The sequence below is a fragment of the Wolbachia endosymbiont of Drosophila simulans wHa genome, assembly GCF_000376605.1.
Lineage (GTDB): Bacteria > Pseudomonadota > Alphaproteobacteria > Rickettsiales > Anaplasmataceae > Wolbachia > Wolbachia pipientis.
Window position 1 is genome coordinate 457274 of sequence record NC_021089.1, and the last position, 22237, is coordinate 479510.

The 22237-nt window shown below is 33.2% G+C and carries 7 protein-coding genes; 2 read left to right on the forward strand and 5 right to left on the reverse strand.

Annotated elements, in window-relative coordinates:
* Positions 1–13 precede the first annotated feature (13 nt).
* The 3 genes from WHA_RS02070 to gltX form a co-directional block, all read right to left on the reverse strand.
* Complete coding sequence (locus WHA_RS02070) at positions 14–10330, reverse strand: DEAD/DEAH box helicase (RefSeq protein WP_015589028.1); 10317 nt, start codon at positions 10328–10330, stop codon at positions 14–16.
* 9 nt (positions 10331–10339) lie between these two features.
* Entirely contained in the window at positions 10340–14257 is a 3918-nt protein-coding gene (locus WHA_RS02075) for a hypothetical protein (protein ID WP_015589029.1), read from the reverse strand.
* A gap of 952 nt (positions 14258–15209) precedes the next feature.
* The gene (gene gltX / locus WHA_RS02090) at positions 15210–16631 is read right to left on the reverse strand and encodes a glutamate--tRNA ligase (RefSeq protein ID WP_015589030.1); all 1422 of its coding nucleotides are present in this window, start codon (positions 16629–16631) and stop codon (positions 15210–15212) included.
* Positions 16632–16780: 149 nt separating this feature from the next.
* Here gltX and WHA_RS02095 point away from each other — a divergent pair, with 149 nt between their 5' ends.
* Entirely contained in the window at positions 16781–17536 is a 756-nt protein-coding gene (locus WHA_RS02095; RefSeq protein WP_015589031.1) for an ankyrin repeat domain-containing protein, read from the forward strand.
* A gap of 72 nt (positions 17537–17608) precedes the next feature.
* Entirely contained in the window at positions 17609–19684 is a 2076-nt protein-coding gene (locus WHA_RS02100) for an acetyl-CoA carboxylase biotin carboxylase subunit (protein WP_015589032.1), read from the forward strand.
* On the opposite strand, the gene WHA_RS02105 is transcribed toward WHA_RS02100, so the two are convergent.
* Positions 19633–20661 (reverse strand): COX15/CtaA family protein, encoded by a 1029-nt coding sequence (locus tag WHA_RS02105; protein ID WP_015589033.1) that lies wholly within the window; start codon positions 20659–20661, stop codon positions 19633–19635. The genes WHA_RS02100 and WHA_RS02105 overlap by 52 nt on opposite strands.
* Positions 20643–22232, reverse strand: coding sequence for a glycosyltransferase family 2 protein (locus tag WHA_RS02110; RefSeq protein ID WP_015589034.1), 1590 nt, complete (start codon positions 22230–22232; stop codon positions 20643–20645). Before WHA_RS02110 ends, WHA_RS02105 begins: the two co-directional genes overlap by 19 nt.
* Between the last annotated feature and the right edge of the window lie 5 nt (positions 22233–22237).

Genomic DNA, 22237 nt, shown 5'->3' on the forward strand with positions numbered 1-22237 from the left:
CATCTTTTATTTTTCAATCTAAATTATCCAAAAAACTGCCAGTAATACCAGGTATTTTGCCAATGTGAGCGGCACGTTCTGACCACACCACTACCTTACTGATAGTATGAATGGGTAACTCCAACTTATTACTTGTTGTACTTCTCTTTTTAACAGCTTCTGCAATTCCCTGAGTCACACTACTAACTATCTTGTTAGCTACAGGCAAGAATTTTTCCACACAATTTTGCTCAGTGAAAACACTATTGGTTAAACCATCTATAACTTTTTTTGCTTCTTCTCTTCCTAATACCTCATAGGCCTTTTCCAAGCTTGCAGAAATGTTATGGTTTTCAACCTCTTGTTCAATATTTGATAAAATTTCAGAAGCTATGCCTTCACATAGTGCTTGAAGGTAATTTTCAACGAGTGTATCAACTCCTGCATTAGCTAAGCCAAGCGCTAACCCTTCTATAGTTTTTAATGTAATACGCTTTGCAACTTCTTTTCCTATTATTTTCCAACCTGTAGCTTTAATAAGCTGAGTTCCAGATATTTCTGCTACTTTCTTACCAAATTCAAAGTTAGGTCCGGCTAGTTTATGGCCAAAACGTGATACCTTAGTACCTCTCGAAAGGTAAGCTCCTATACCAACAGTGGCAGCTGTAACCATTAAGCTCTCAAGCTTATGCTGTCTATAATCTTCCCAGCTAAAATAACCTGACTTTAAAGCACCAGCAGCAAAAAAGAGGTCATTTACACCTTCATTAACAAATGCAGCACCAACATGAGTCATCACACCCATTGAGTATAACTCTATAGTAGTACCTATAGCTATTTGGCTTACTCCCATAGCAGTTACTGCTACAGTGTTGATAAGCATTTCTTGTGTCCATTTCTTCTCTTCTAATTGTAAAAGTTGATCTAATCCATTGAGAAAAAAGACATGCACTTCTTCTATATTTGCAAATTCACCTTGACCACAAAACTCAGTTAGAGATTTTAGTTTACTATCAGGAACCTTTAAAGCTTTTAATGAACTTCTTGATCTTTTCAAGGTGCTAACAATATTTTTAATTGTATCTTTTTTCGCTAGTTGTAATTGATTGTCTAAAACTTTTTCCACTGTTTTATCAATACTTTGCGATTTGGTCGGTACGTTTTCATGGCTTCCTTCGGGAAAAAAGTTTAAAGGTTTTTGTCTTTTGTCAGGGCTATTAATATAATAAAGATCTTGTACTAAAGATTTGCCAGCATTTTTAATGTTTTCCTTGCTAATAGCTCTAATACCCTCATCTTGTATAGACTGCATTGGATCGTACTTGGTAATCCATCCTTTCTCAACCAAGAAGCCAAAAAGCTTTTCTATACACTCTTCTTGAATGAGTGTACTTTTAGAAAGTATACATTTAAAATTATCTTTAGTCATTTTTTGACTATATATACTCTTCAACTTTTCCTCTAAGTCTTCATCTTTAGTTGCTACCACAGTAGGTCTGATAATCTTCTGTTCTAATAATTCCAAGACTAAACTTTGATGTGGTTTTGTTATTAATTGCAGACGAACAGGAAAGTTTTTTTCTTCTAGCTGCACTGCAATTTTTTGAAGGGCTATTCTATAGGTAAAACATGTAGATAATAGTCCTTTTAAGACATTCTCATAAACTGGACAGAAAGAAAGCTGAACTTGTTTGATTTCATCAAATTTGATCTTTAGTCCATAAGCATTATTTTCTGAGCCATCCTTTTTTTCAATGACCTTTTGTTTAGCTAGTTCTGCTAAAATTTTTTCAGCTTCACTTTTAGTGATATTTACTTTAGTAAAGTCTTCCAGAGTAATGGAATCGTAACAAGGAAAAGTCATAGATTCAATTTTACTTTGGTCTATATGCGCTTTTCTGTTAAATGAAAGTACTCCTCTCTCTTTCAATATTTTATATTTGTCTTTGCCTACAATCTTTATAAAATCATCTTTTTTAAAAATATTACCTTTATTTTTCTGTTGTGTAACCCATTCTACATTTAAAAGAATCTGTTCATTATTGAGCTCTAGAGTTTGCTTTTCTAACTCTTTTTGGTTTATTTTTCCAGTCAGATGGTCCAGCAATGAAGGATCTATTTCTTTCAATTTTTCATTATTAACTACAACACACTTAACTTCTTCATTTAAGATTTTTTGTTCAACCAATGACTTCCAAAATGCTTCTCGGCTAGGCAATTGTATCTCTTTTTTTAATTTTTTTTGAAATTCTTTCTCATTAATTTCCTTCCCTTCATATTTGGAAAGAAAATTTTTTAATGTTTCAACTGATACTCCATACTCAGCACTGATCACTTTTAGCTCTTCTTCAGAAATGCTCTTTTTTACTCTCGGCTTTTTTAGCATGCCCTTTTCAAGAAGATCCTTATATAGACTTTCAGCCAGCTCTTCCTTAATATCATTATTAGCAAAAGATTGTGGAGTAATAGTGTGTCCAAAAATATCATCTATAGACCGTGAAAACATATAATAAAGGTTAGCCAAGCTCTTTTGCTGTTCTTCATAAGCGTCGATTTGAATGATACTTTCGTTATTATTCTTCTTAATCTTACCAATAATACCTGCTGCATTGATAGCAAATTTACTATGCTCATCTAAAAGCCTTTCAGCTTCTCGCAATTCTTGCTTAAATTCTTTCAAAACTTTTTCATCTTCTTCTTTTAAAGGCTTTTGTTCTAAATCAACCTTCTTTACTAATGCAAATGCCTTGTAATAACGTGCTGCTTCAGAAAAATATGGCTCTTTTTTAATCACCTCATCAAACAGCTCAATGGCATTTTTATGAGCATTTTTATGTTCCTCATTTTGAGAGAGATACTTTCCAAGTTTAATCATTTGAATTGGATTTTCTTTAACCCAGGCTAACCAGTTTGTGCTATCATATTCAACAATTAGAGTTGGAGGTCCTTCATACGAAGGTAACCACTTTTCGCTATACCCAGTGTCTAAATTCTTTAATCGTGAGATAAATTTGTCCAGTAGGTTGTAAAGATTTCTTTTATCCTGTTCACCTGTCAAATTTCTTACATATTTACTGTGTTCATCTAACCAGAAAGCCCATTTGTCCAAGCAACTCTGCAATAAAATTTCTTTAACTTCAGTAGGTACTTTTTTATCATCAAGGTCTTTCTTCAATTGTTCGTACTGCTCTTTGAATGCTTTAAAACAGCTTTCTTCCATAGTAATCTGAGTATCATAGTAAGCTTTAATGTCAGATATACGATGTAATTCTTCCACATCACGCTCTTTCTTTAAATCAAGTATTTTTGAGTTACTATATTCTTGTCCTTTTGAATCCATAATGATTAATTGACCAGAACCCTGGTCTCCACTTCTTGCTGCTTGCCCAAATGCTTGCTGCTCAACTCGAATATTGCTAGGTAGGTAAGTTAAACAAACATGCAATCCTCTTGCTTTCTTCAATCCTTCTGTAATTTTTATGTCAGTTCCACGACCAGCAAGGTTTGTTGCAATAATAATCTGTCCTTGCCCCAACTCTTTGTTGTCTTGAACAATTTCAAACCCTTTATCAAACTCCTCGTAATCTCGTGTATATGTATGAACATGTTTTGCATCCTTTCCTCCAAAAGCTTTGTGTAAAGTCTCTACATCATTTACTGTTTCACAGATGATTAAAACAGATCGTTTTTTTTCCTCAGTTAGCTTTTTTGCTTCGTTATATATGCACTTTATCCATTCATCTTTGCCAGTACAAAGAATAGGTTTTTCCTCATGAAATTGCTTAGACTTGGCTGTAGGGATAGTCACAAAGTCTACCTCATGTATCTCCTGCAATAAATCTCTTTCTCTCTGTGACCCTAAGGTGCCTGTTAATCCATATAAGTTACTGTACAATTTAAAGAAAGAAACATTAGAGATAAAAACAGCTTTTAAGCTTTGTAAAGATAATTTACATCCATGTTTGAGTTGTAAAAATTGGTGTAATGCTTCATCCCATTGAGAATTCGCTTGATCTGTTCCTGTATCCCTATCAAGAATTGTAACATTAGGATTACGATCTGGACTACTTCCGGTTCTATCTACATCCACCACGTAATCCTGTCCTACTTTCATAAAGAATGCAGTTATAGCACTATTAATCCAGGACTCAAGGTGCTGCTTAATAAAAGGCTTGAGATGATGAGGAACATGTATACATTGTTCTCTTCCAATACATTCTTTTAAAAGGTAATTGAGACGATCTTTATAACTACTAAATTCAGGCAAAAGTATCTTACAAAGTATTTTATCAAGTTCATTATCATTAATGCTTTCTTTTAACAATTTACCCTGGTCATCCAATATCTCAGCTTTGATTAAACGTTCCCATATAATATTTCTTTGCTGCTCACTTAATTCAGATCCAAGTTTTCCAATATCTTCTTTTTTCACCAATCCACATAAGTCACTTATCACTGCTTCTTTGATTGCTTTAATGTCAAAAGCATAGGAAATTTCTTCATGGTCCCTAGCTGGTCTATTAATCCACTGCCAAATATAAATGTAAACAGATTCCAGCTTATCTAGGCCTGCCAGATCATGAGATAAGTACAACGTATTGTTACCTTTATCGAGCAACATACTATCTACTTCATCAACAATTACATTGTTAAAATTATGATCTCCTAAAATATTTTTCCCGTAAAATCTATCTAATAAATAATCGCGCTGGAAATTAGATAAATCACCATATACCACTTGATTACCTGAATATGCTTCCTTTCTTTTTTCAATATCTTCACTACAGTTATGTGATACATTAATACCAAACAAATTATAGATATCTCTATTATCCTCAGCATCACGTTTTGCCAATACAGAAGAACTAGTTATAACATCTACTTTCTCTCCACAAAGTGCTTTCATAATTGATGCTGCTACTACAATTAATGATTTTCCCTCTCCAGTAGACACTTGTGCTAGGGTGCTGCGATCATTTGTCAATAACGCCAATACAGTTAATTTTTGAGTATCACGAAGCTTAAATACTCTTTTTAGTTCTAATTCTTTTTTTAACTCTATTGCTCTATATATTACAGCAAGCATTTCCTCTTTTACATCTTGCTTTCCTTTATCCATATTGCTCTGAAATTCTTTTACCCAATTTTTAATATCATCTTCCGTAAAACTACCTATAGGTTTTCCAGCAGTTACATACTTATCAATACTTTCAATATAATTCTTAATTTTTGGCAATTTGTTTAAAATTTCTTTCGAAGTATTAGCATTACCTTTAATTAGTTCAACTAACTGCGGTATCTTCCGTTCTTCTTTATTAGCAGTAAACCTCTGCTGCATTTTCTGTGCCCACTTATCAATTATACAACTGTTAAGGATATTTAACTCTTTTTCACTTAAGTTCCATTTTTCATTATGAAAATTAGATAAAATGTTAGTAAGCTTATCAGATGACAATTCTTGTTTTTTCTTTTCTAGAGCCTCTATAAATTTCTCCGCTAAAAGAGCGCCAAAAATATTCTCTATAGATAAAAGATAGTAAGAAGCTGTTGGTAAGTCATCCTTTTGCCAATCTACTAATTTTGATAGCTTGCATGTCCAGTATTTTTCTTTCAGTGCATAAGGCCACTCTGTTAATTCTAGTCCTTCCAGACTAACTATTTCATTCGGAACGTTACTTAATAAACGTAGAGTATCTTCAATACATTGAGTAGAAATAGGATTGCTTGATTTATGTTGATCTAACTTTACTTTAAATAACAGTAAAACGTCCTTATTTTCTATTTTCGATAAGTACTTTCTCCATTCAGGTTTCTCTATTAATGTTTTTTTGAAATAATCTTCGAGTTGCAATAATATCAATTCATCTATCCAATTCTTTTGAGGATAAGCTGCAACTATCCAGCAAAAGATATTCATCTCTTTTCTATCTTCAATAATAAAGGTTAGAATTGAGTTCACTAAACAACATAATTCTTGAGAGGATACATATCTTCCTTCGCTAGAAAAGCTTTTCAACATGTTATGCAAAATTCCTTGCTGCCCAATATATTGAGATGTAATTTTGTTCAATCGCTCTTTTAACTGTTGTTTTTCCCCTTCAGGAAAGTATTCTATAATTTTTTCTATATCTTCCTCTTCATTAAAATATTGTTCATCTTCTGAAGGACTGTTATTGGATAGAAAAGCTTGATTATTTAAGTAATAATCGAACTCCTGTTTTTGTTTAAATGGCCTAATTTCTGCAAAAATCTGTGCATAAAGACTGTCTTTCTTTTTGCGCTCTTCTTCTAGCTTTAAGTAGCTTTTATCAATATTTAATTGTATAAATTTATTGTCTCTACATAATATGTGAATAATTTTCTTAGATGAAGGATTGTGATCACCTCGCAGGAACAATCTATTATCTTGATCTTCAGCATATAATCTGATGTTAATGCCAAAAACGTAGGCTAATAATTCTCTGTAACTTCCCGATAATGGGCCTTTTTCTTGAATATAATCATCGTATTTCTGAAGAACAGCTTGATCTTTGCAACACTCTTTCCAATTATATTCTTGTCTAAGTTGATTATTAAAACGATTATAAAGAGCCTTCAAAAAATCGTCTTTTTGTATTTTTTCTTCTAGCTTACTTCTTAGAGATTTATCTTTAATACTTTCAATCCATAAATCAAATACTTCTGCATGTCTTGGCTGAGATAACTCACTTTCAAACGCTTCAAAGAATATATTCAAACTGCGTTCCTGTTTTTCTAGAAATTCTTTATATTCGTTATAATATTTTTTAACATCTGTATGTTCCTCTTCTAACTTTCCTACTTCTAAAACAAACGCTCTAATTGAGTATTTTAAAGTTTTATTATCTTTATTCTGTAACTCCTCTTTACAAAACCTAGAGATCTTTTCACGTTGTGCTTTACTATCTTCATAAAAATATTGATTTAAAGTTCCTAAAATAGGATGAGAAATGTCGTTATCTTTTTCTTCTCCTGCAATAAGATATCTTGCTGCACTTTCAGGTGTTAATTCTATATTATCTGTAACTTCCTGATAAAGCGGTAATTGCTTTGCAATTTCTTGCAATGTAGCAAGTCTATACTTGTCGGTTAAAAGCTTTTTGACACTTTGTAGCTCTGTATTATTCTGTGAGCTTCTCATTTCAGGGAAATCACCTTCTAAGGTCTTAAGAACTGAAAATAACTGATTAAGTTGAGAGAAGCTCAGTTCTATATCCTTTAATTGAAACCAATTATCTAGCAACAATGGTTCTTTTTCTAGCTTACCAATAAAACTTTCAACATTAATGGTCTCTCTGTAAGTGGTACTAGATGTTGTAATAAAGATACCATTATAATGCTTACTTTTATTCTGGTAAGGAGAATGACGCTTAATTTTTAATTCTGTAGTTTGCTTTTCCTGCTGTTCTTGATTTTCAGTGATCGCTTGTAAGGCTTGTTGTTTAGTATTTTCTAAATCAGATCGTAAGTTCTGCAGTGTATTTTTTTCCATAGAACTAAGATGATGAGAATAATTAGCTAAAATGCTGCTTTGTGAAATGTTTTTTTTCCTTACAGCTTGTGCGTGATGTTGTTGCTCACTATTCTGTCTAGTACTCTTCCTTTCTTCATACCTTTTTTGCTTTTTATGCTCAATCTTAGAAGGTTCCAGTTCAGCATATATATCCCCTTCACCTTTACGTTCTTTATAGGGACATCGTATACGTTTTGATGAATTATCACTATAGTATTTTAACTCAACTTTACTTTTTTCTTTTACACCAGGAAATTTAGGCCATTCTTCTGTAAAAAACTCTGAAACCGAATAGTCCATATAACCCATATCCCAGCCATTTTCTCCATGATTACCATATAAGCCTCCCTGTCCTTTTTCTCCTTCTTTCCCTTGCTTAACTTCTCTTATAGTATTGAATTCCTGGCTGCTTTCTGGGTTTTTTACTGTTATTTCTCCAGCATATCCACCTTGACCACCTAATCCATATTCTCCACCATGTCCTCCAGGTTGCCCTAATGATCCTTTGTAAAGCAGAAAAGCTTGGCAATTTGTAGTCTTACCTCCACGTTCAAAAGAAAAGATAATCTCGTTTTCTTGATTCGTCATTGCATTTATGAAAATATTTCCCTCAAAAGGGCATTTCTCTGTGCCCCCCCTTCCATAACTTCTACCATGACGTTCTTTTGTTTCTTTAGAATCTTTTATAACTTCTTCAATAATTTCTTCATTAAAAGTCACATCACGTTTAAAAGGGAATGCGTCCCGTTTGCTTTCATACCACTCAGATATTATGACTTGTGAATCTTTTTTAATGTTATTAACAGTTTTTAATATATTATTTGCTCTGTCCACGTGGGTAAATTTAGCAGCCGGAGGAAATTTTTCTTTAAATTCTGCCTCCGTAATGCTCTTTCCATCCTCTCCACTTTCTCCATTTCCACCATCTTGACCTTTACTACCCTTACCACCATTTGAAATAATGGTAAAGTTTTCTTGGCCTTCTATCTTTTTCGCTAAAATTAAAACATTTCCACCACTTTCTCCAGCATAACCATCTGCTCCTTGTTTACCATGACCATCTTTTCCAGTACCTGCATTATCGGAATAGGTATGATTGTTATCTTTCCCAGATACATCCCAGGTTACTTTATCATGTACTTTTATTGTTTTTGTTAAAATAACTACATTCTTTCCCTGCCAAACTTCACTTTTAAAGTTTGTATCAATATGTATAATATCAGCACCAACAAAACGTACTTCCTCTATATTTGGATTTTCTAAAAGTGCATTTTCTAATTGCCGTAAAGTTTCACTGACAACAATGTTCTTTCCTATCACTTCAACAACCAATCGATCATCTATTCTTCTTTCTTGTATTCCTACTGGTTTTATATAAACACCTATAACTTCCTTAAACTTGTCTATTAAAAAAAGATCTTCTTTCTCCTTTAAGCTCTCTGTCACTTTTTTCAAAACTATAAGATTTTCACCATAAGTATCTACTTCAAGCTTCATAATATTATTGATCAGCTCATCAAACGATAAATCACCACGACAAAAGTCTTCTAATTCCAGTTCAGCAATAATGGATTGAAGATTTTTAGAGGAACTTAAAAAGTCAACAAAAGTTTCTAGAAAAACTAATTCTTTTTCAGCAGAATCACTATAGGCAACTATTTGTTCCAAGCACTCTTTTTTAAACCGACTTATGAAAACTTTTTCATCTTCTTTCCTAACCAATTTATAGTGCTCCATTAAAAGGGTGTAATACTCAAGTTGGTTTAAAGGATTAGGAATCTGGCTAAAACCCTGTATGTCATCTAGTGAATTAAAAATTTCTTGAATAACAGTACGGCTTTTACTTTCAGTCAGTTCTTTTAGTAAATTTGTTGTTTCTTGTAGCCAAAGCCTTGCGCAATATTTTATATATTTTCTCTCAATATAAGCATTGTCAATAGTGCTAAGCGATCTATGAAGCCTTTCTTCTATATAATCTTTAACTTGTACTAAATTACTTCTATACTCTTTAACTTCTTTGCTAATAATATCTTTTATCTCCTGTTTCTTATCACTATGTTCCTTCGTTGCATTTACAGTTTTTTTGAGATTGTCATTAGTTCTCTTATATCGTATACTCAGTGCAGGTTGGCCAGCCAATTGATACACTTGACCTAAATAGTCAGACTGCTCTGCAGTAATGAAAGTATTTTTGTACTCAGGTACAGTAATTGCATCTTCTAGCATGTTAATGACTTTTAACAGCTGAATATTTTGAATCTGCTGTCTATTCTCAGCAGAGCATTGTTGCAAAGGAACCTGATTTATACTACCTAAAACAATACATAATTTTGTGTACTTTTTGAATTTATTAAAAGTGCTATATTTTGTCAGCAGATCTTCTTGCTGCTCATGTATTTTCTTTACTTCTGTCAAAAACTTTTCAGCATCATTCTTTAATTCTTTTGTCCTGTCTGAATAGCCTTCTCCAGAAGCTTCAGCAAGCTTCTCTAAACATTTTTCTAAACATTGTTTTACGCTTTCTAAGTTAACCTTATATTTATTAAATAGCTCATCATTATAGTAGCACGCAAGGTTATAATAGTGGTAAGCTAAACGCTCATAATACTGTGAATAAGACCAAGAATTAGTATTTTCTCTTATGTCCTTCCTTAGCTCTCTATACCGTTTATTTAATTCTTCTGACACGTTTGCTAGCCAAGGCTCATTTCCTACCCAACTCCCCAAAGAATTTAAATACTGAATAGCTTGCTCAATATTCAAAACAGAGCTTACATTTCTTCCACTGTCACTAATCTGTTGATTTTGAACATTAAACATACATAACTCCTACCTATTTTGTTGTCTACTTACTGCTGGTTCCACAGATGGCTGATCTATATTAGTGCTACATTCTTTTTGAAAAAAAGATTCAAGAAAATCCATCGTTGTCTTATGATTACTTTCTGACTCTCTAATTCTTTTTTCATTGTTTGAGCCTTTTTCTTTTACTTTTTGTTCTCTGGATTTATTCAAGCTTTCATAATTTATAGTAATTTCTTTTTCTTCTTCTTTTAGAAACCCAGCATTTACCAAATGTTCTTTACAGAGTATCAACTCATAACTACCCTTATTATCTTTACGTGCAGTTCTACCCTTAATCTGTGTTTCTTCTTTTATATCAAGTGAAAAGAATGTCTGTATAACATGCACCCCGCCGCTATTTTCTACAGCAACACTAGACTTAAAATCAACACCACGACCCATACCTCTTGTTGCTAGCGTTATTGTTTTCACAATACCTGCCTCATCGATGTACTTCTCTTTGGTATGCTCTTCCGTATTTTCTGTTAATATGTGTAAGCGATCAAATTTACCGAAGAATTTTTCTTTAAACTTTCTTATTTCTACATCTGTATCAAAAAATATTAACACTGATTGTCCTGAACCAACCTTAGAGTTTGCACGATTAAAAATTTTACTGAGCCATTCTTCTTCTGAACTCTGAGATGTAAAATTTTCACTTGAATTAAATTTCAAATGAGAATCACCAAAAAAAGATGGCATGATGGAATTTTCTCTTATGTTATAAGATTCTCTTACCGCTTTTTTCTCATGATCATTGAGCGTAGTTAAGGTACCACTAACTCCTAAGATAAGAGGATATTTCTCAGGCAATTTGGCGTAAGAGATTTTACCACAACTTATATTTAAATAACCATAATTTTTACGATCAAAGTCTTTATTCTTTAACCTAAAATAATGAAATATATTGTAATAGCCGCAGTAAGTAAAAATAGAGTAAAATCCATCATCTCTTCTATAACTTATGATTCCTTTATCGTTAATTTCATAGTTGTTAATGTACTCATCACTTCCTTTTGCAACCTTTATTGCAGCATCAATCATTTTCTCTAGATGTTCTTGATAGAGAGACCGATTAGTATATTCTTTTTTAATAACCACATTATCTTCTTCTTTCAAAAGATAGTATTTTCCAGGTTTAAACAAAAATTTATTAAATTCTTTAAAATTTTGATTCCTTTCTCCTATCTTTTTCTTAATGAATTCTTCTACCTCTTTCAAAATAGTACTTTTTTCATAACTTTTGCTGGCCATTTCCCATATTTTTTCTTGAATACTAGCTAGTTCTGGAATATCTATAGTGTTACATGCACCATAAGTACTCCCATAGAATTGATCAGAAAAGAAAACATCCACTTCATCTATTAAAAGAGTAGTATTACTGATATCCTTTTGCTTTACCTGTCCAGCTTGCTCTACGCTGTGATTTAAGATTCGATCTTTAACTAACTCCCTTAAACCTTGCTTCTTACCATTTATTTCAGGTTTCAGCACTTCATTTGCCATCTCCTCAAATGTACCATAAGTTATCTTGTCACCAATACCAAACTCCTTAAAAAAGCCGTTAAAATCTTGTTGATCTCGAGTTGCTAAGTATTCACTATAACAAACAGTTCTGACCTTATGACCTGTCAATACTAATAGTGAAGAGAGTAAACCTAGTACAAGCGATTTGCCTTGTCCTGTTAAGACTTGCGCAAGATGCTTATCAACACCTTTAGAGTCTTTATCAACACTTAACAATCGCAAAATGCATAATATTTGAATGCAATGCGGCTTTAAGCTCTTTCCTGTACTTGTAATATCTTTTGATTGCTGTATAGACCACACAGCAGCTAATCCAGCAAGAAGATCAGGTAAAGTTTCTCTCTTGAATTTTGTGTTCCATTCATTAGTTTTAATTTGTTTTGATTGCTTCTTGACTTCTTCAGTAATAAATTTAATTTTCTTTTCAAAGCTCTTATTTACAGTTTCCTGTATACAAAAATTAAATTTTTCTAAGTATCTGCTATAACAGTCTTTTAATATTTTTTCTGTTTCTACTGTACTATTGTTTTCTTTTCTATATAGCTCTAAAGCTTTGTCTATATCAATTTCATCCTGCTTTCTCAGATACCAAAAAGATTCCCCTATGATACCAATTCGTTTGTTAAAATCCTCATAAGAGCTGCTATTATCCACTACCGAAATAAACGGCTTTGTACTTTCTTCTTTGAATGTATCGAAAGACACGTAATTAGGTTGTTCCTTTAGATAAAGAAAAGATTTCTTAATTGCTAAAAGTAACTCACTTGTTGCATTTACATTATCATCATCAGACCACTTTTTTTGCTTAAGTAAATTACTTACACTATTTAATAGATCTTGAGTAATTTCAATAAGATAATGCTTAGGGGCATTATGACGTTTTTTGATGAAATTTTTAGGATCTAAAACTTTACATGAATTTTTATCTGCATTGACTGCCTCTACTTCTCCTTTAGTTAAATTATTGGTTCCTTTAATCAACCAAATGAATTCTATACTATTTAAATCCTCTAAAAACTCATTAAACGATCTAAAGTACTTAATTAACCCTTGAGATTTTGCTTTTTGCTCAAGTACAGTACTTACAACATCAAGTAGTGTGTTACGTATTGCTTCCATGTCTTGCTTGAACTTCCCATGAGGGAATTTACCAGGAATTTTTTCTAAAATAAATTCTCTATTCTTCCAATACTCGTTATATACATCTACCAAGTCTCTAAAATCACTAGATTGTTCATCTAAAAACGCCTTCTTAATAGATTTTATTTGTTTTGTTAAAATATCTCGATCAATTTCTGAAACTTCTTTTGAGAGATAAGTACTTGTTTGTGCTATAAATCTTATAACATTATGTGTTGCTATTCGAAATGACTCATAATAATCACCTTCTGTGTTTTTAATAAAATCAGTATAGCCTTGTATAAGAGGTTCAAATAACTTTAATTCTTCTTTGGAAAGTGGATTGGCAATAGCATTGTTAAGAATATAAATCCATACTAAGCGCTCTTCAGGTATAGCTGACAACTCGTCACTGCTAACAAACAAGCTCTTGATAAATTGCAATAATGTTTTATCATTCTCAAATTTCCTTTTATTAGAATAATAACCTGGCTCAAAATGTTTTATTAGTGTAAAGATAAAGTGATATTGCTGCTCAAGAGAGTGGTTTAAAGAGGAAGTTGATTGCCAATTTATAGTTTTTATCAAGCCCCATTCTCCTTGTTCATTTTTTTTAAGCAAATCATTAACAGGAATGTCTGTTTTACTACTAATCTCTAAAATTAACTCCTTAAAGCTCTTACAAAGATAAAAATAAATAGGATTGGTTAAAGGCGCAAAATTTCTTACTGACTCATGCTGCCTTATTTCCTCTACATTTTTAAACAAAATGTCCCACGAATTGCCTATAAAATCTAGAAAAGGTTGCTTATTCATCATGTCAATAAGGTCTGCAAACAATTCTATATCTTTATTGCTGATATAAAATATTGACTTATCATTCAAGCGAGATAAATGACCTGCCATGACAGATGGAGCCATCACAAAAATAGACCCGAAATATTTATCATGTAAGGTGTTTCTATGATTATTTATTCCACCTTTACAGATCTGCTGTAATCCTGTTAGTAAATCCATTGTATAAAATTGATCAACCTGAGAAAACTCTTTCTTTCTTACATCCAGAGCTCTTTCTCTATCAAGCAATTGTTGATTACTACTATTCGTCTCGCACGAAATGTTCTTATTCTTAACTATATCATCTAATATCAATATATTACTAGAGAACTTTCTCCAATCTTCTAATCTTTTAGAAAACTGAAAAAGATCCTCTGCATACTCAAGATTATCTGCAGTTTTACCACTTCTATCCTGCAAAAGTTGTTTAAACTGTTCATAAGCTTTATCCCTGTCATTTAATAATTCATCTTCTATAATTTTAGTAATTTTAAGCTTTTTAAGAAAATTTCGTTTTATATCTATAGGATGCCCAGCAAAATCTAACTCTTCAATCTTGTTGAAGCTTACTCTTGCAATAAAGTTTTCCTGATCAAAAGTAAATAAATAACCTGGACTTTGCTTCCTGATATAAACTGTTTTATTATTATATGGATGAGTAAATTGACACGAATCTAGTTTTATTAAATGATTATTCTCCCATTGTCCCTCTATATATCCATTTTCACCAAATGACTTCCTTGTTCCCTTATTTTCATTAGAGCTACCTTGACCAGCTTTTCCAGACTTGCCATCTTTCCAAGTACGCTGCTTAAAATGTGATACAGTAGGAATAGACTCCAGGTCAGAATCACTTTCACAAGATATAGAAGATCTCTCAACCTTATCACTAGCATCACAGTACTACTCATCAGAGGAATTAGCTGAAAAAGACAGCAAATTCTGACTTACCTGCTGACTATTAGAATTTCCTACGTGCATAATACCCCCTATAAAGAATTATCAATATTCTTAATTTAAGATGTTTTATTTTTTGAAAAGAGGCAAGAAAAAATTTTATATGTCGATAAATAAGGTTCTTAAAACACGGTGTTTTTTTTCCAAAATTTGTTGATTGAGTTATGGTGGTTGAAATAGCAAACCAATTAAGTTGCCTCGTCCAGCGCTCTCTTTTAGTTAATTACTGTTTTTTCCTTATAAAAATTTAGCTTACCTTTTACATCTAAATAGCTAACAAAATTCGGCCTTTTATAGATGAGTAACCCTCTAGGAATTATCTTCTTGAATTCTATGATATTATTTTTTGTAACATTGTTATACACGTCATGATAAAGGGGCTGGCGAAGGATGTCAAGTAATTTTCTTATTTCATTTAAATTGCTTGTAACCTTCTTATACACTCATCTTTACCAAGAATCACCATGATATCAATGATTCCAGGTGCATCCATTACTCCAGTTATAGGGGCGCGTAATGAGTGGTATACATCGCTTATTTTCATATCGTGCAATTTTGCACATTCCTTGATCTGAGAAGATAAAAAACCCTTATTCCAATTTTCATCACCGATCTTTGACAGAAATGACGCGAGTAACTTAATTATATTGAGGTTAGATTTGACAATTTGCTCAGCCTCTTCACTTAAATCAAGTGGCGGATCTTGAATATAAAATTTTGCTAAATCCAATAATTCGGTCAGGTAGTTTGCTCTTTTTTTTAGCTCTGTCAGTCCCTGCAGTAAATAGCCCTTTTTTTTGTCAGTTAGAGTATTTTCTCTAAGCATTAGAGTCAGAATATCTTCATTGCTCATATTACTAATATAGTGGTTATTCAAATGCTCCAGTTTTTTGAAATCGAGCCGTGCAGGTGAACGACCAATACTTTCTAAATTAAACCACTCTATTGCTTGCTCATCGCTAATAATCTCATCGTTGCCGTGACTCCAGCCAAGTCTCAGCAAGTAATTACGCATCGCTTTTGGCAATATTCCCATCTTTTCATAATCGCAAACGCTTGTGGCACCATGCCTTTTGGATAGCTTATTCCCATCTTCCCCATGGATAAGCGGCACATGTGCAAAGCGTGGAATGTCAAAATCAAGAGCCTGGTATATTAGCAGATGTTTAAAGGTATTAGTGAGATGGTCAGAACCGCGTATTATATCAGTTATTCCAGCATCATGATCGTCAATTACGACAGCAAAAATATATGTTGGAGTGTTGTCAGAGCGTAAGATCACTATATCATCAAGCTGGTTGCTATTTACTTTGATTTGGCCGTATATTTTATCATCAATAACGATCTCTTGCGAATCTGGCACTTTAAAGCGGACAACTGACTTCACACCCGATGTCATTCCAGCGCGTGACCACATATTTTTCCAGTGTCGGCTACTTGGATGACAAGAAGGAGGTTTTGTAGTACATTTATGCTTGTATATCTTGCTCTCTTCTCTTGCTTTTATTTTCTTTTCTGCAACTTCATCCTCAGGGCAATAACAGTGATACGCCCTACCCTTCTCAACTAAAAGGTTTGCTACTTCTTTATGCCGCTCTATTCTTTTTGACTGATATACTATTTCCCCATCATAGCTCACACCGAGCCATCTTAGCCCTTCTATAATTACATCAATTGCTTCTTTCGTTGAACGTTTTCTGTCGGTGTCTTCAATTCTCAGCAAAAACCTGCCACCATGATGCTTTGCATAGAGCCAATTGAATAAAGCAGTACGAGCTCCTCCAATGTGCAAAAATCCTGTTGGTGATGGAGCAAATCTAGTGACTACGTCTGGCATATTTGTCTATTACAGTAATATAAATGATGATAGCTAAAATTTATGTTTGTAACAATTTAGAATTTATTTGTTCTGAGAGATAAAATTTACTTGTTTTTCATAAATTGTGTTGTATAATTTAGTACTGGTTGAATATAGCGAGGTGAGTTATGGATGGACTTGTAGATATAGCAAAATTGCTTTCAGATAATGAAGCTAATATCAATTGGCGTTACACCGGCCCTTTTGATAAAACAAAACAAAGAGTACAGGCAGATAATCTCCTGCATTTAGCTGCAAGAATACAAAACAAAGGTAAATTTGTAGACATTTGTAAGAAGAACATTGCTTCTGTAACTGCGCATAATGAATATGGAGATAATCCATTTCATGAAGCAGCAAGAAGTGGAATTTTGCTGCCTGCAGTACAAGAGATTGTGAATGACTTAGAGACGGAAGCTGATAACAAAATTACGAAAGCAGAAGAAGCTGGAGATCGGAAAGAAGTAAGCAGATTGAAAGAGGAACTCAAATGTAATAAAAAATATATTAAAGATGCGCTCTGCAGTAAAGACTATGCTTTTAATAAGAAGAGGGAAACTCCTCTTTATTACTTAAATGCTGCACAACAGAAAGAAATTAAGCAAATCGCAGGCATAAAAGACAGCTTTATATGTAACCAGAAGTTTCACCTGTGCTTATATATAATAGGAGCGATAGCATGTATCGCTGCTTTATGTTTGTCTTTATACTTTTTATTTTTAGTTTCTCAATCTTTTGCACTAAGCTCGATGGTTGCAATAGCTTCTGGCGGAGTCACATACCTGTCAGTTAAAGCATGTAGCGAGATACATGCCTTGCATAACGAAAGCACTTTAGTGGAAAATGCTAATGTACAACTTGCAGGAGAAAGTTTGGGTGTTTGATGAAGCTAGAAATTACTTGCAGGCAATGATATAGAAATTTACTTTCTTAACTTCAGAAAGTATACTCATACGATGATAGAAAAGAAGTACAGTAAGATTTTAATAGCAAATAGAGGAGAGATTGCCTGCAGGATTATCAGAACTGCCCATAAGATGGGTATATCTTGTGTGTGCATATACTCGGATGCAGATGTAAATTCTGTGCATGTAAGACAAGCAGATGAGTCAAGATATATCGGCCCTTCGCCATCTTGCCTCAGTTATTTAAACATTGAAAAAATATGTGAAGTAGCAGTTGAAACAGGTGCGCAGGCAGTTCATCCTGGCTATGGTTTTTTAGCAGAAAATCCAGATTTTCCACGTGCTTTGCAAAAACACAATATAGACTTCATCGGCCCCAGTGCAGAAACAATAGAAGTTACAGCCAACAAAATAACAGCAAAAGAAGCGGCAAAAAAAGCTGGAGTGAATGTAGTGCCAGGATATATGGGTAAGATTAGCGACGCTGCCCACGCAGCTCAAGTTGCTGAAGAAATTGGCTTTCCGGTTATGCTTAAAGCTGCATCAGGCGGTGGTGGCAAAGGAATGCGAATTGTAAACTCCAAAAAAGAAATTGAACTAGCATTTACATCAGCCACAAATGAAGCAGAGAAAAGTTTTAAGGATGGCAGTATCTTTATAGAGAAATATATAGAGTTGCCAAGACATATTGAAATACAAATCATAGCAGATAAATATGGCAATATAGTTTGTCTTGGAGAAAGAGAATGCTCGATACAAAGGAATAATCAGAAAATAATAGAAGAAACGCCAAGTCCATTCATTAGTGAAGAAGTAAGACAAAAAATGTATGTTCAATGTGTTTCTCTGGCAAAGCAAGTTGGCTATTTTTCAGCAGGCACTGTTGAGTTTGTTGTAGATAAAGACCAAAACTTCTATTTTCTTGAGGTAAATACGAGATTGCAAGTTGAGCATCCAGTAACAGAATTTATAACTGGAATAGACATAGTAGAAGAAATGATTAGAACTTCCTGTGGAGAGAAATTGAGATTCAATCAGGATGATATTAAACTTACTGGTTCTGCAATAGAAAGTAGAATTTGCGCTGAAGACCCATCGAAGAAATTTTTCCCTTCCAGCGGAAGAATAAAATATTACGATAAACCGGGTGAAAATGATTATGTAAGAATAGATGATGGAGTTGCTGCAGGTTCAGAAATTAGCATGTTCTATGATTCGATGATTGCCAAAGTGATAACATATGGAAAAGATAGAGTAGAAGCGATCAGCAGAATGCAAAAAGCATTGTCTGAATGCTATATAGAAGGAGTAACAAATAATATAGAATTTCTAGAATCCATCTTCCATCACCCAAATTTTATCGCAGCAAAGCTCCATACGAGATTCATTCCAGATCATTACCCTAGTGGGTTTCACGGCGATTTTGTTACAGAGGAGTATATTAAAATATTTATTTTCACTGCGTTATATGTTCATTTGGAAAATGAAGAAAGGTACCATCATAAAGCAGTGAATGAAACATCTCAGGTGTCATTCCAGTGCGTGACACTGGAATCTAGTAAAAAAGAAGGGGCACCAGTATCAGCTACTCGGATGGCAGGTGACCGTGCAAGAGATTTATTCATAGTGAATATAAATGACAATGAGTACTCCGTAAATGCAAAATACCAAGATAATATATTAATAACGGTATATAATCACAATAAATACTCCGTTATAGGCAAGTGGAAATCAAGTTATAGATTGCTATATATCACAATTAATGACGATACCAATATAGCACTTAAAATAGAAAGACAAGGCAGCAAGTACTTCATAAGACATGCAGGCATGAAAGCTGAGTGTTGTATATTTAAGCCTCATGTAGCTGAATTAAGTAGGTTAATGCTAAATAATGAAACAGAAGGGATTTCAGCAGATGCTGTAAAATCCCCAATATCTGGCTTATTAGTTAAGTTGCACGTAAATGTAGGAGATCAGGTGGAAATAGGACAACCTTTATTTGTGGTGGAGGCAATGAAAATGGAAAATATCATATGTGCTGAAGCAGCAATGGTGATAAAAAATATTCCCGTTCAAGAAGGAAAAAATGTGCAGATTGGTGATGTAGTCTGCTTTCTTAAATAACACAAGAAGTACAAACTTGACCCAAACAAGATAAATGAAAACACTTGATGAGCTATGGCAATGGCTATTGGTATGTGTAACAAAAGAGTAACCACTCCTAAAATTATCTGAATGATGATGGAGAGCAGCATAATATATACCGGTTTTACGCTAGCATTTTTTACTGTGAGTATTACTACCAAAGTTAGTATTAGCAATGCCAGTGCTCGATGTATAAATTGCACTGTCGCTCTGTTCTCAAAGATATTCAGCCATATAGGCTGTAAGAAAAATAAATCTTCTGGAACGACTTGTCCGTCCATTAGTGGAAAGGTATTGTAAATCAAACCAGCATTTAATCCCGCAACAAATGCGCCGAAAATTATTTGTATTACAATTAGGACCAAAATCATCCTTGCGTAGTATATAGTGTTACCACTAACCTTAAGTTTTGTTTGTTGTGGCCTTATCTGATAATCAAAAAATTGATATGACAATAATGCAAAGATAATTAATGCTAATAATAAGTGAAGTGCAAGCCTATAGTGGCTAACATGAGGTTCAGTTACTAAACCACTTTTAACCATATACCAACCAGCAAAAGCTTGTAAAGCTCCAAATAATAATGCCACAAATAGCTTTATTACTACCTTTTTATATATTTTTCTTCTTAATGTAAAATATATAAATGGCAGGACAAAAACTAAACCTGTTAGTCTTGCCACCAATCTGTGTACATATTCTATTAAGTATATAGCGCGAAACTCCTCCATACTAATACCATAGTTAAGTGCTTTATATTCAGGTGTAGCTTCGTATTTTAATTTTTCTTGTAGCCAGTCTTGTTTACTCAGTGGTGGTAATGTTCCAGTAATAGGTTTCCACTCCGTGATTGACAATCCCGCTCTTGTAAGTCTGGTAAATCCACCAATTCCTACCATAAGAATTACCATAATACAGCAGAGAAAAAGCCAAATGGCTACAGGTTTTGCTTCCATAAACCATGTTTAGTTTTGTTCCATCGCTCAGGGTAAAGAATAAACTCCCACAAGGCAAGAAAAGCTGCAACACTATGTAGCAGACTATAGACCGGAAAAAATATCGATACTATATAAAAATAAAAAGGCATCTTTTGCTGTTTGACAGCTATTACCAAAAGAATCAGGTTAGTAACGTATACCACTACAAAGTAGTACAAAAATAATTCATTTAAAACTTTAGTTAATATCAATGAAAGCAGTAAAAATGGAGTAGTAAAAAATATAAAAGCTGCAGAGCCAACAAAAAGATTCAATAGCAAAATTCCCTTAAATCCAGTGTGTTTATAAAGTGACTTTATATTTTTTAAATGAACAATATAAGTTTGCATATAGCCTTTGATCCAGCGCGCTCTTTGCTTAATCCAAGCAAATACAGCAATTGGTGACTCTTCCAATGTTTCTGAGTCAATCATCCTGGTTTTATATCCCATTTGCGCAAGTCTCAAACCGAGGTCAGCATCTTCGGTAACACTATAAGCATCCCAGAAAAACACTTTTTTTAGAATTTTTACTGAAAAATGATTACTGCTACCACCCAAAGGCATCGGCATGTTCATTTTTTGGAATCCAGGCGATAAGTATTGAAACCAGTTCATATACTCCAGAGAAAAGGATTTTGTGAGAAAATTATAATCACAATTATAGTAATTTAATTTCGCCTGTACACAGGCAAGCTTATCGTCGCCCTTATTAAATTCAATCAGTGCTTTTTTTAACTGCAATGGGTCTGGTTTATCGTCCGCATCATATATTACTGCATACTTTCCTCTAGCAAAGCTCATAGCATAATTGCATGACTTGGCTTTTGTTCTAGGCAAAGAATGAGGCACTTTTATTACTTCAAAATACTGTGGTAAAGTGTACTTTTCTATAGCTGCTAGCGTTTCCTGGTCATCACTTTCTACCAGAAGCTTTACATCTAATTTCGACTTTGGATAATCCAAACTTTTAACGCTTTCAATTAATTGCCCTATTACTGCACTTTCTTCAAATACAGGCAGTAAAATAGTATATATAGGTTCATTCAACTTACTATAATCCACTTTTTGATTAGAGATTTCACATAAGCTAAAAACTGTAGCTATAAACTTGAATAAATAACTAGAACATCCGATTATAAATATCAACATCAAAGCAAAATATGTACATTTCTCTGTGAGTGTTAAAATTGAAGTTACAATAAAGAAAGAAGCAAAAAATATTGAGCTTAGTTTAATGCTTTTGGCTGAAAAATTAGGATTCTTGTAATATAAGTAGTTGCTTGCAAATTCTGAAATACCAAAGTGCGAGTTAAGAAGATTTAAAATCTGTTCGCTATCCACTTTTATTAATACATAGTCAATACCGTAATGAGTTTCGACCCAACGGGTGATATCTAGACTTGTGTCTTCAACCATAAAAAAAGTAGTATCATTTAATTTTTGCCAAGGAATTATATTAAATTTATAGTAAAAAAGTTTCTCTTGCTCTTTGCATAAACTAGAATCAAACTTAATTTTTTCTACATTATCAGCTTGAAGTATAGGCATTAAAC